This is a genomic window from Capnocytophaga sputigena (genome assembly GCF_900446695.1).
Lineage (GTDB): Bacteria > Bacteroidota > Bacteroidia > Flavobacteriales > Flavobacteriaceae > Capnocytophaga > Capnocytophaga sputigena.
Window position 1 is genome coordinate 402,212 of record NZ_UAVP01000007.1, and the last position, 12,856, is coordinate 415,067.

Here is a 12,856-nt window from a genome sequence, read left to right on the forward strand (position 1 = left end):
TATATGAAGACAAAAAAACTATTAGCAATCTTATTTTTATGTGTTACTTTAGCTGTAACAGCCCAAGATTTTCAAGAAGAAAGAGGTAATTTGTCTTTCCTAAAAGATCAAAAAGTCGTAAATGTAGAGTTCAAATACGATAATTTGCGACTAATGAAAGACAATGTTACCGAAAAAGAATATGTAGATGAACGCCGCGAATATTTAAATAACAAAGATAAAGGGAATGGCGATGTTTGGTTTAAGAAGTGGGAAAATGCTAAAGAAGGTATTTGGCAACCCAAGTTTTTAGAGCTTATGGTAAAGACTATTACATCATCTAAAGGTATTGAATTTAAAGAAGGAGCTACTGATGCCCCTTATACTCTCATTGTGGATGTACAATGGATATACCCAGGTTGGGATGCTTGGGTGATGAAACAAGCTGCCAAAGTAACAATGGTCTTGAAATTTGTAGAAACACAAAACAAAGATAAAGAACTATTTCAGTTGCGTTCTATTGAGGCTCCAGGTGATCAGTTTGGTAATAATTTTAGCAATGAATCACGTATAGGCGAGGGCTTTGCAAAAACGGCTAAATCCTTTGGAAAGCTCATTGTCAAACGCCTTAAAAAATAATAATTACAACACTCTTAATTGCAATACCCTTTGTCAAAGTCTCAAAACTTTGACAAAGGGTATTGCTACTTATTACCTGTTACTTGTCATTTGTTTCTCCCATTCTTCATAGAAAGTCGGTTTATACAGTGATAAGCTATTGTCTTTTAATGAAGTAAATACCTGTACAGTTTCTCCCGTACAAACTAACTCATTAGCTTCGTTGTAGATAAAATACTGAAAGATGAGTTTCGCTACATTGGAGGGAATATATTGAGTTTCAATACGCAAGCGTTCGCCATATCGTACCATTTTTTTGTGTTCGCATACGCTCTTCACAATAGGGGTTGCATAGCCTTCGCGCTCTACATCAAGGTAAGAAATGCCGTACTTTCTCCCAAAGGCTTCTCGTCCGTCTTCAAAATATTTGATATAGTTGCCGTGCCACACAATACCAAGCGGGTCGGTTTCGCTAAAGCGTACCGTAATAATAAAACTCTCAGATAAATTCGCAGGTTTATACGTTTCTTTTGGCTTTGTCATAATAAATAGAGATAAGAATACAAGTGATGAAAAAGAGCAGTAAAGCGCCTATTTTAGGCAACAAACTACTCGCAGAACCGCCTCTTAGTAATACCTCGTAGAAGGCTTGTAATCCCCAGTTCATAGGGGAAATATTAGAAAGTAATTGCATAATATGGGGCATTGCAAAGGTAGGTATCCACACACCTCCAATGGCTGCAAAAAGCACTGTGAGGGTAGCTCCCAAGGGCGCTGATTGTTCTTGTGTTTTTGCTAAAGTACCTAAGAGTACCCCCAATCCTATTGCTGAAAGCCCTGAGGCTATGGCGACTAACAACAAGGGTAAAAGTTTACCTCCCACGTCCAATGTTGGTAAGCCTAAATAAGGAAATACGAACACCCCCATTACTACCATCAAAGCGAATTGTAGTAAGCTAATCATCAGAAAAACAATGATTTTAGCGGTGAGCAATGCCCAGTAGGGTAGGGGACTCGTGAAGAGTCGGAGTCCTGTGCCTTGTGTTTTTTCCTTTACAATACTCGCCGATAGCGGTATGGTAATGAAGAAGATAGCAAAGAGAGCCCACGCGGGTACGTTGTGCTGGGTAGCGTTGGGGATAGCAGCAGTAGCCGTATTAGGGTTGATTTCTCTAAAACTCACTAATGCTTCTGTTTTTGGTAAACTTACCCCATCCTCTAACTGACTCTCAAAGGCTTTATAAATAAACTGATTTTCTATTTGGTATAGCAATTTGTCAATGCCACTCTTCACACTTTCTTTAAACGAAGTCTGTAAAGTAGGGTCAAAATAGAGGCGTATTTCTTTGGTAGTATAAGCCGTTTCAGTAGGCGTTATGGTCTCGCCTGCAAAAGTGCTGATAATCGTCTCAACGTTCTGTTGCACTTTAGTTTGCAAGCTGGAGGAGAGTTCAGCGGGAATTACAATAGCCAGCAAGTAGTTGCCTTTCAGTACCTGCTCACGCGCCATAGCTTCGCCTATAGGTTTTCCATCCAGCGTTTTCACCATTTGGAAAGCACTTCCTTCTAAACTCTTACTGATATTTTCGGCAATTTCACCGCCATCGTTATCCACTAACAAAACGGCTGTTTTCTGCTCACTGATATTCTTAAAAGCTCCGTCCTGCAATAGCGTAATGGTTACTACCAATAGCAATGGCATTGCAAAGAGAATGATAAGTGCCCCCACATCGCGCAACAGCAATAAGGCTTCTTTTTTTATAGATTGAAACATAACGGTTTGAATAGGGGGCAAAGATACAGATATTTTGCCAATTATTTCCTAATTTCTAAATCCTAAATCCTAAAATTTTTCGTCATTCATAATTATTTTGTACATTTGCGCCTTGATTTGTTGCTTTCTTAAACTTATATAACAAATGATGAAATTTATTCTATTAGCTATAGTGTTCATCACCTTGGAGTCTTGCAGTGTGACCAATGTGTTTACTTTTCATAATGATGGTACTATTTCCACTGATATGACCTTAGATATGAGCGAGATGCTCGCTATGGAAGCTAAAGCAAAACAAGGTGAAAATAGCCTGAAAAATGTGAATATGCCTAAATTTCCTAAAGAATGGCAATCGGTATATGATTTTCAAAAAACTATAGGTAGCAAGGATTCTATCTCAGAAGAAGAGGCTACTTTGCTCAAACGCTCTATGATTAAAGGACTGTTTAAAGACGATAAAGAAGTGGGATTCGAACTTCGTTTTAGTCATTTTTCTCCTGAACAGTTCGCTTCTATCACTACTATTTTAGACAAAGGAAAGCAGAAAAACACTCCACTACAATTGCCATCTTTTAAATGGGAAGGTAAAGAATTGCATATTGATATGAATGTTTTCGATTCCAAAAACGATGATGAACAAGCAGAGCGTCTTGCTCAAATGAAAAAAATGTTCAACATAGAACTCAATAATACCCTTGTTTTTGAAAATAAAATAAAGAAAATAAAAGGCAAACATCCTTTTATTCAAAAAATAGATGCACACACTATAAAAATAGATGTAAATGCTCCAGAAGGCAAAAAGAAAAAGAAACGTGATAGTGAAATTGTAATTATAACAAAATAATTGTTATTTTCGTTTTTGGCGAAAAAGTAAAATAAGAAGATGCGTTATTTTCGTTTTTGGCGAAAAAGTAAAATAAGAAGGTGTGTTATTTTCGTTTTTGGCGAAAAAGTAAAATAAGAAGGTGTGTTATTTTCGTTTTTGGCGAAAAAGTAAAATAAGGAGAAGCCCCATTTTAATTGTTAATTGTTAATTGTTCATTGAAAAATGTTATACCATTTATTAGAAAATCTTGAAAAATATTACGACTTTCCAGGGTCGGGATTATATAAATATTTGTCGTTTCGTGCAGGTTTGGCTTTGATGCTCTCTCTGCTGATTTCCACTATTTATGGGAAACGCATTATCAGTTTTTTACAACGCAAACAGATAGGCGAAACGGTACGCGATTTAGGTCTTAGTGGTCAGAATGAAAAAGCAGGAACACCTACAATGGGGGGGATTATCATCATCCTTGCAACTCTCATTCCCGTATTGCTCCTCGCAAAGTTAGATAATGTCTATACCTTGCTCCTCATCATCACAACTGTATGGATGGGAACTATTGGCTTTATCGACGACTATATCAAAACTTTCCGCAAAAATAAAGAAGGTCTTAAAGGGCGTTTCAAAGTATTAGGACAAGTAGGCTTGGGGATTATCGTAGGTGCAACCCTTTATTTCAATAGCAATGTAACTATTAAAAACGAAAAAACAGGTATCGGGCGTGTGCGCACTGAAGTCGTTGCCCAAAATAATACCGATAATGTAGTAGTCCCTGAAGTAAAATCTACTAAAACTACCATTCCATTTGTAAAAAATAACGAGTTTGACTATGCCGACCTCATTGCGTGGACGGGTGATAACTATCACCACTATGTGTGGCTCATATTTATCCCTATTGTTATCCTTATTGTTACAGCTGTTTCTAATGGTGCCAACCTCACTGATGGTATTGATGGACTGGCGGCGGGAAGTTCGGCAATTATAGTCCTGACTTTGGGGGTATTTGCTTGGATTTCGGGTAATATTATCTTCTCAGAATACCTCAATATTATGTATATCCCAAGAGTGGGTGAAATGACGGTGTTTATAGCAGCTTTTGCAGGAGCTTTGGTAGGATTCTTATGGTACAACACCTATCCAGCTCAAGTGTTTATGGGTGATACGGGTAGTTTGACCATAGGGGGGATTATCGCTGTGATTGCTATAGCAGTACGCAAAGAATTGCTCATCCCTGTCCTTTGTGGTATCTTCCTAATCGAAAACTTATCGGTGATATTACAAGTCGCTTATTTTAAATATACGAAGAAAAAATATGGCGAAGGCAAACGTATCTTTTTGATGTCACCTTTGCATCACCATTATCAAAAGAAAGGTTATCACGAAAGCAAAATCGTAATGCGTTTCCTCATTGTAGGTATCTTTTTAGCAGTTATCAGTATAGTAACACTGAAAATTAGATAATTATCAATTCTCAAGTATCAAAGAATTTAGATTTTCGTTAAACCATTTATACCGATTGATAATCATAATATGAGTGCCGTTTTTCACTACAACGGCATTTTTTATATACTGAATAGGAAAAACAGGGTCTTTATCACCGTGAATGTGAATTGTGCGGGGTAAAGGCTCTTTTTGTTGCCAATTCACAATGCGATCTATCGACCAATCAAGGTAGGCAGGTGAGCGCATCCCGATGTATTTTTCGTATAAGGCAATGCGTTTGCTGAGCACTTCAGAAAATGAAAATCGCTTCCAAAATTCTAAATCGCTAATAGCGCGTGTAGGTAATAACTTGTGCAGATTGGTATAGCGCGCCAAAAGCATTTTTTTAGGCAGTTCATATTGTGTTTTTACACTTGATACAACTATCAATTTCTTGTAGTTGTCACATTGTTTAGCAATTTCTTGTATGATAATCCCTCCAAACGATACTCCCAAGAGTATGGGAGAAGGCTCAGTAATTTCTTCAGCAATACGTCCTGCATAGTGCGCTAAACTCTCGTTTTTCTCTGGAGTAATCCAGTCGAGCAAGTGCACACGGCAGTTACTCGGGAATTGCAAGCGCTCAAAAATCTTAGGACTGGCTGCCATTCCCGGCATTAAATAAATAGCAGGATTATCTTTTATATTCATTTAGTATTGTTTTTTTACGAAAAATTAGTAACTTTGCAGCGAAATAATTTGGTAATAATCTACCTCTTATCTCTTATTTTTTCACTAACAGAAGCAAAGTTACAACTTTTTGTTGAATAATACATATTACTAATTAAAAAACTAAAAAACGCAATACAATGGAAGTAATAGATAGTGAATTCTCACGCCAGTACCAAGCCAAAATCAATGGTGAACTTGCCTTTGTAGACTACGCTATACAAGAGCGCAAAATATTCTTTACCAAAACCTTATTGCCCGAAGCGACTGATGAAGTCCTTATCGATGAGTTCTTCAAAGGAGTCTTAGCGCTGGTAGCCCAGAAAAAATATAGGGTTGTGCCCGTGTGTCCTGTGGCTATTGCTTTTTTCAAACGCAATAAGGAATATAAAGATGTATTACCCGCTGGCATCCGAATATAAAGTTGTTAATCATTAATTGTAAATTATATGAAAGCCGTATTTTTAGACCGCAATACGCTCTCTGAGCGCATAGATGTGGATATTCCTAAAGGGGTAGCCCAATGGGTTGCTTTCCAAAAAACTGCCCCCGACGAAATTGTTCAACGCCTCAAACCCGCTGATATAGCTATAGTAAATAAGGTAAAAATTGATGAGAGTATCCTCAGACAGCTGCCTAACCTCAAGCTCATCCATCTCACCGCTACGGGTATGGATAATATCGATAAAGAAGCAGCCAAAGCATTGGGCATAGAAGTGAAAAATGTAGCTGGCTACTCTACCGAAAGTGTTACCGAACACTTTTTTATGATGTTGCTTTCGGCTATGCGCGCTCTCAAGACCTATCACGCAAATGTAAGTGATGGCACTTGGCAAAAAGATGGTCGCTTTTGCCTTACTGAACCTCCAGTGTTTGAATTGCACGGCAAAACCTTAGGAATCATAGGTGTAGGTAATATCGGTAAAGCTATTAGCAAAGTAGCTGAAGCCTTCGGTATGAAAGTGCTATGGGCTGAACGTCAAGGCAAAGCACCACGTAGCAAAGAATATACTGATTTTGATAAGGTATTAGCACAGAGTGATATTATTTCCCTCAACTGCCCGCTTACCCCTGAAACTAAACATTTAGTAAATGAAGATTTTGTGTCTAAACTTCGCAAAAAACCATTGCTCATCAATATGGCACGCGGTGCAGTAGTTGATCCTCAAGCAGTGTACGAAGCTATTGAAAGTAACCGCATTATGGGCTTTGCTACCGACGTATTTGAGAGCGAACCTCCTTTGGCTACTGATCCTCTTCTAAAAATAGCCGATCATCCTCGTGTGATTTATACTCCTCACGTAGCTTGGGCAAGTGAGTATGCACAAGATAAATTGTGGCGCATCCTCAAACGCCAAGTTGAAGAATTTATTGTAAAATACAAAGCAGAACACAAACAAAATGAAAAAGCATAATTTTAGTGCAGGTCCCTCTATTTTAGCTCCCGAGGTATTCCAAAAAGCCTCTCAAGCCTTGTTAGATTTTGAAGGGACAGGCTTATCGGTAATAGAAGTATCTCACCGCAGTCCAGAGTTTGTACGCGTGATAGAACGCGCGCGTGCTTTGGCATTAGAAATCGCTGGTTTAGATGATTCGTACACCACACTCTTCTTACAAGGGGGAGCAAGTATGCAATTCCTAATGGTGCCTTACAACCTGCTCGAAACCAAAGCTGCTTATATAGATACAGGAACTTGGGCTAACAAAGCTCAAAAAGAAGCTGCGCTCTTTGGCAATACCGAAGTAATCGCTTCCTCTAAAGCTGATGGTTATAAGTACATTCCTAAAAATGTAACTGTCCCTACAGATGCTAACTATCTGCACATCACTACCAATAATACTATCTATGGCACTGAATTTCACAGCTTGCCACAAACTGATATTCCTTTGGTAGCCGATATGAGTTCTGATATTTTCTCGCGCCCATTAGACTACAAACAGTTTAGTTTGATTTATGCCGGTTCACAGAAGAATTTAGGTGCTTCGGGCTCTACTTTGGTGATTGTGAAGAAGGATATATTAGGTAAGGTAAGCCGTAAGCTGCCTTCAATGATGGACTATCAGTTGCATATCAAAAATGATAGTATGTTCAACACACCTTCTACTTTTGCAGTATATGTGAACTTATTGGTACTCGAGTGGATACAAGCACAAGGTGGATTGCAAGCCTTAGGCAAACGCAACCAAGCCAAAGCCGATTTGCTTTACGGAGAAATAGACCGCAACCCATTAGTAGTAGGCTATGCTAACAAAGAAGACCGCTCTCTAATGAATGTAGTGTTCAACCTCACCGATGAAAGCACCAAAGAACGTTTTGATACTTTGTGTAAAGAAGCGAATATCAGTGGGATAAAAGGACACCGCAGCGTAGGAGGCTATCGCGCTTCTATCTATAATGCTTTGCCTTTAGAAAGTGTACAAGTATTAGTGGATGTACTCAAAGAATTTGAACGCACTGCATAATACATTTTTTAGTTGAAACAATAAAAGAGCCCCCAAAGAGCAAATACTCTTGGGGGCTTTTTATTCAATGAAAAAACTTATTTTACTTCAGTACCATTGGCAATTCCCTCGGTATCAGGGTTGATGAAGGTGTATTTGCCTTCACTATTCTCTACCATTAGTATCATTCCTTGACTTTCTACACCGCGTAGCTTGCGAGGAGCAAGGTTTACTAATACGGTTACTTTTTTGCCAATAATCTCTTCAGGAGCAAAACTTTGTGCAATTCCTGAGACGATAGTGCGCTGGTCGATGCCTGTATCTACTTTTAAGATAAGGAGTTTATCGGCTTTAGGCATTTTCTCAGCTTCCAAAATAGTACCAATACGAATGTCCATTTTTGCAAAATCATCGTAGCTGATGAGCTCTTTTTGTGGAGCAACAGTTACTTCGGCATTGGCTTGAGCTTCTTGCTGGTTAGCTAATTTGGTATTCTCTAAACGTTGTAATTGCTTTTCGATAACGGCATCTTCAATTTTTTCAAAAAGGAGTTCCGCAGTGCCAATGCGATGTCCTGCTTTTAGCAATTCGGTGGCGTTTGTTTTTAGGTCCTCCCAAGTGATAGCCCCCAATTGCAACATACGTTTCAGTTTCTCAGAAGTGAAAGGCAAGAAAGGTTCGCTGGCAACTGCCAAAGCGGTGGCAATTTGCAAAGCGACGTACATTACTGTTTTTACGCGTTCAGGGTCGGTTTTGATGAGTTTCCAAGGCTCTTCATCGGCTAAATATTTATTGCCTAAGCGCGCCATATTCATCAGTTCTTGTTGAGCTTCACGGAAACGATAACGTTCTAACGATTGTTCTATTTTCTCGGTAAGTTCTGTGATTTGGCGAAGTGTTTCGGTGTCTATGTCGTTGAATTCTCCTGCAGCAGGTATAACTCCTTCGTAATATTTCTGCGTTAGCACAGCCACGCGATTGATGAAATTTCCAAAGATAGCCACAAGCTCGTTGTTGTTGCGCGCTTGGAAGTCTTTCCACGTAAAGTCGTTGTCTTTGGTTTCAGGAGCGTTGGCGGTAAGGGCATAGCGCAATACATCTTGCTGATTAGGAAAATCTTGCAAGTACTCGTGTAACCATACTGCCCAGTTTTTGGAGGTAGAGAGTTTGTTGCCTTCTAAGTTGAGGAACTCATTGGCAGGAACGTTAGTAGGCAATATATAGCTGCCTTCGGCTTTGAGCATTGCAGGGAAGATAATGCAGTGGAACACGATGTTATCTTTCCCTATAAAGTGCACTAATTCAGTGTTTTTATCTTGCCAATAAGGACGCCAGTCTTTGCCTTCGCGTTCAGCCCATTCTTTAGTAGATGAGATATAACCGATAGGCGCATCAAACCACACATAGAGCACTTTGCCCTCAGCGCCTTCTACAGGTACGGGAATTCCCCAATCGAGGTCACGAGTTACAGCACGTGGTTTGAGTTCGTCGTCGAGCCAACTTTTCACTTGCCCATATACATTGGGTTTCCAATCGGATTTATGACCTTCTAATATCCATTTTTCCAGAAACTCTTGGTAGCGATTGAGGGGCAAAAACCAGTGTTTGGTGGCTTTTAGGGTAGGTTTGCTACCTGTGATTGACGATTTAGGGTCGATAAGGTCGGTAGCGTTGAGCGAACTACCACAACGCTCACATTGGTCGCCATAAGCCTCAGGGTTGCCGCATTTTGGGCAAGTACCAATCACAAAGCGGTCGGCAAGGAATTGGTGTGCTTCTTCGTCGTAGAGTTGTTCGGATATTTCTTCTATAAAATCACCTTGTTCATATAGTTTTTTGAAGAAATCGGAAGCTGTTTGGTGATGAATAGGGGCAGAAGTGCGCGAATAATTATCGAATGAAATGCCAAAATCGGCAAACGATTGCTTGATAATCGCGTGGTATTTATCGATAATAGCCTGAGGGGTAGTACCTTCTTTTTTAGCTTTGATAGAGATTGCTACTCCGTGTTCATCACTTCCGCAAATAAAGGCTACATCGTTGTTTTTCAATCGTTGATAGCGTGCAAAAATATCGGCTGGCACATATACTCCCGCCAAGTGACCAATATGGATAGGCCCGTTCGTATAGGGTAAAGCCGCTGTAATGGTATAACGTTTAGACATTTTTTGAGTTTTGAATTACAAGTCGCAAAATTACGAATAATTTGTCAATTAGCCAATTTGTCAATTAGCTAATTGTTAGGATTTTTCATAGAAAGGGGTATTGATATCAAAGATTTCGCGCAATAGTTCTTCAGTGTATTCACTGTACAAAGCGAGAGTTTTAGCGGTTACATCGTAATCTTTCTCCTTGTCGATATAGGTGTGGAAAGGCAAAAGACCTTTTTGCAAACGCTTGAATGATAGGTTCGCAACTATCATTTTTTTATTGATATTTAGGTGTTTGGTAATCATATAAGCATAAGTGAGCAGCTGGAAGGCTTTGCCGTACTTAATATCGGTAATGAGGTTATTCCAATCTTTGATGCGCACATCGGTTTCCTCTACAATACCCGTTTTGTAGTCAATAATGTGCAATACCCCATTGCGCCTATCTACACGGTCGATAATCCCCTTGAAATAGATAGGGAAGGGGAGGTGAGGAGCTTGGAAAGGTATCTTTATTTTCTGTTCTAAATAGAGAGGAATAATTTCGGTACCACTTTTTATTTCGTTGAGTTCTAAAGCTAAAAAACTGCGTACATACTTTTCTATTACATTGAAGATGAGCCAGTTTTTTCCTGTTCTAAAATCAGTACTTCTATACTCTTCTTCAAAGCGTTTTTCGATAGTAGGGAGTACCAAAGGTTGCATTTTTTTGATGTGCTCTTCGGTGAGTATTTCGTTTAAGAAAGGTGTGTACAAATCTTCCAAAGTGCCGTGAACGATATTTCCAAAAGTACGTGCTTCAACAGTTTCTTCTACCTCTTTTTCTTCGTATATATGCAGTACTTGTTGCTCGTAGAAAGTGAGCGGATTGCGGATGTAAGTAGTTAGTGCTGAAGGTGAAATGCCTTTCTCGGCAAGGACTTTTAGCGCATCGATTACAGCAGTTGTTTTTTCGATGGTAAGCGGTCGCAATATGGCTGGATATACTTTAGGAGCTTTGATTTGGTGTATCACCTTGTGGGTGGGGATTTTCTCAGCTAACAATTGGAGGATAAACCTACTTTTTTCTTTGCTTTTCAGGCTGTCCATCTCGGTGTCGTAAAACAAGTGTACTTGCTTGGCACGCTGCAAAATGCGGTAGAAGTTATAGCTATACACGGCATCGCGTTCCTTGAAAGTAGGTAGTTCTAACACGTGTTTCACATCGTAAGGAATAAGCGAATCACCACTTTTGCCTAACGGAAGTACCCCTTCGTTTACTGAGGTGATAATCACGCGGTCGAAATCCAAACTACGGCTTTCCAGCACCCCCATAACTTGCAAGCCTTCCAAAGGCTCACCGCGGAAATTGAGCGAACTCTTCTGTAAGACATCTAAATAGAAATGATAAAGCGTTTTCACCGAATCGATATAGCCGTATTGTTCTTGCAACTGCTTCAACTGATTGAATAACTGAAAGAAGCGATAAGCATACTCTTGAGTGAGTAGGTGAGTATTGCTCTCAGGGTCTATTTGTGCTTTTAGGCGATAGATAAGCGTAATAGCATTGTCGATAAGGGTAGTGATGAGTGCCTTGCCTTTGGCATCGGGGAATAGCAAAGTAAGCATCTCGTGTTCGGATTCATCTACCGACTCGAATAGCTTTTTACGGGTGATATAGGTGAGGTTGTGCGTTTTGATATACTGCGAAATATGGCGCACCACTTCTTCTTTTAGCAAGGTGTGCAAGAAAGGTTGAGAGAGCAAGTTCAGTATATCTTTATGGTAAAAACTTTTGGAGAGATGCAAGCGGAAATAGGCGACAAAAAGGTCGTTGAGAGGCGTTTGTTGCAAAGGGTAACCCATCGTGATGTTCACACTTGTTTTGGGTTGTACAGCTTGCAGTACGGGGATGAGCAGATTCTCATCGGCGATGATGAGGGCGGTTTTTTCCAATGCTTTGGTAGGCGTGTTTTTGAGTAGTTCGGCTACACTATGCGCCTGATTGATACTTTTGGGTACTCCCGTGAGATAGAGTTCTTTTTCTTTTTCGTAATTGCTTTGTATGAACTTAGGTTTATGAGTTTGGTAATAGCGCCAACTGTTAGTATATTTGCGCAAGAAGAACCCTGCATCGTGAGTAGGGTTGTTCAAAAAATAAGTATCGCCATCCCAATAAATTTCACCACCTATATCCATTAATATAGATTGAATCACGTGCTGTTCTGCTTTGGAAAGGGCGTTAAAACCGACGAATATATGAATAGTATTAGTGTGTGTTTGCAGGTATTTGGGGAGTTTTTCAACAGCTTTTTTAGCGATGAAACCGCCATAACCTTTACCCATTTCGGTGAGTTTGCTGTTGAGAGCGAAATAGTAATCGCCGAGGCTATTCCAGAAAGCTAAGTGCTTTTTCTGCATCTCGCTAAGCTCGTCCATACCCGACCAGTGTTCGGCTTCTTTGAGGGCGTGGATATAAGGAAAAATCTTATCGGGGTTTACTAAATACTGGTCGATTTCGCTAAAATCTTTGAGAGCCGTTTGTCCCCAGCTGAGGAACTCTTCAAAGCTATCGGGGGTGTCTTTACAAGTTTTTGTGTAGCAATCGTAAAACTCAAAAAGCAAAGGCAAATTGCTGATAGACTGTACCCCTGAAATACGCGTAAATAGGTCGGCTATACCGATGAACTCAGGGGCAATAGTAGCGTGCTTTACCTGCTCGGCAAAGTGTTTTTTGAGGAAGAGCGCAGGGCGTTTCCCTGTAGTAACAAACACAAGGCGCTCTATCTTATTGGGATAGTTTTCTAAAACATCGGTAATAACTTCTTGTAAATAACTCATAATCAATTAACAATTGACAATTAACAATTTGTCCTCCAAATATCTAATAGTGAGCACTCGTTAGCTTTCCAGAAGAGGGACAATTTGTAAATATAG

At 39.7% G+C, this 12,856-nt stretch carries 11 protein-coding genes; 6 read left to right on the top strand and 5 right to left on the bottom strand.

The genetic code is table 11. The features are described 5' to 3' along the window. Positions 1-3 precede the first annotated feature (3 nt). Positions 4-618, top strand: a complete 615-nt coding sequence (locus DR017_RS05750) for a hypothetical protein (protein ID WP_002677249.1) — start codon at positions 4-6, stop codon at positions 616-618. A 72-nt stretch (positions 619-690) separates the two neighbouring features. On the opposite strand, the gene DR017_RS05755 is transcribed toward DR017_RS05750, so the two are convergent. After that, positions 691-1,140 (bottom strand): acyl-CoA thioesterase, encoded by a 450-nt coding sequence (locus tag DR017_RS05755; protein ID WP_002677628.1) that lies wholly within the window; start codon positions 1,138-1,140, stop codon positions 691-693. Continuing rightward, positions 1,115-2,371 carry an ABC transporter permease gene (locus DR017_RS05760; RefSeq protein WP_002677519.1) on the bottom strand — a complete coding sequence of 419 codons (1,257 nt, stop codon included), beginning with the start codon at positions 2,369-2,371 and terminating at the stop codon, positions 1,115-1,117. Before DR017_RS05760 ends, DR017_RS05755 begins: the two co-directional genes overlap by 26 nt. A 145-nt stretch (positions 2,372-2,516) precedes the next feature. Between DR017_RS05760 and DR017_RS05765 the strand changes: the two genes are divergently transcribed. Together DR017_RS05765 and mraY are read left to right on the top strand one after the other, a co-directional pair. After that, positions 2,517-3,215, top strand: coding sequence for a hypothetical protein (locus tag DR017_RS05765; protein ID WP_040360614.1), 699 nt, complete (start codon positions 2,517-2,519; stop codon positions 3,213-3,215). Between the two features lie 204 nt (positions 3,216-3,419). Beyond that, positions 3,420-4,658 carry a phospho-N-acetylmuramoyl-pentapeptide-transferase gene (mraY, locus tag DR017_RS05770; RefSeq protein ID WP_002677282.1) on the top strand — a complete coding sequence of 413 codons (1,239 nt, stop codon included), beginning with the start codon at positions 3,420-3,422 and terminating at the stop codon, positions 4,656-4,658. A gap of 3 nt (positions 4,659-4,661) precedes the next feature. On the opposite strand, the gene DR017_RS05775 is transcribed toward mraY, so the two are convergent. Then, positions 4,662-5,330, bottom strand: a complete 669-nt coding sequence (locus DR017_RS05775) for an alpha/beta fold hydrolase (protein WP_002677617.1) — start codon at positions 5,328-5,330, stop codon at positions 4,662-4,664. Positions 5,331-5,488: 158 nt separating this feature from the next. Here DR017_RS05775 and DR017_RS05780 point away from each other — a divergent pair, with 158 nt between their 5' ends. From DR017_RS05780 to serC, 3 genes are read left to right on the top strand one after another with little or no spacing between them, the layout of a single operon-like run. Further along, complete coding sequence (locus tag DR017_RS05780; protein ID WP_002677435.1) at positions 5,489-5,770, top strand: GNAT family N-acetyltransferase; 282 nt, start codon at positions 5,489-5,491, stop codon at positions 5,768-5,770. Between the two features lie 27 nt (positions 5,771-5,797). Then, positions 5,798-6,763: a D-2-hydroxyacid dehydrogenase gene (locus DR017_RS05785; protein WP_002677343.1), complete on the top strand. Its 966-nt coding sequence runs from the start codon at positions 5,798-5,800 to the stop codon at positions 6,761-6,763. Then, positions 6,750-7,811 carry a 3-phosphoserine/phosphohydroxythreonine transaminase gene (gene serC / locus DR017_RS05790; protein WP_002677403.1) on the top strand — a complete coding sequence of 354 codons (1,062 nt, stop codon included), beginning with the start codon at positions 6,750-6,752 and terminating at the stop codon, positions 7,809-7,811. Before DR017_RS05785 ends, serC begins: the two co-directional genes overlap by 14 nt. A gap of 77 nt (positions 7,812-7,888) precedes the next feature. On the opposite strand, the gene metG is transcribed toward serC, so the two are convergent. Beyond that, entirely contained in the window at positions 7,889-9,955 is a 2,067-nt protein-coding gene (metG, locus tag DR017_RS05795) for a methionine--tRNA ligase (RefSeq protein WP_002677283.1), read from the bottom strand. A 75-nt stretch (positions 9,956-10,030) separates the two neighbouring features. Further along, a complete protein-coding gene (locus tag DR017_RS05800; RefSeq protein ID WP_002677587.1) occupies positions 10,031-12,760 on the bottom strand; it encodes a PD-(D/E)XK nuclease family protein in 2,730 nt (909 codons plus the stop codon). Positions 12,761-12,856: the final 96 nt, after the last annotated feature.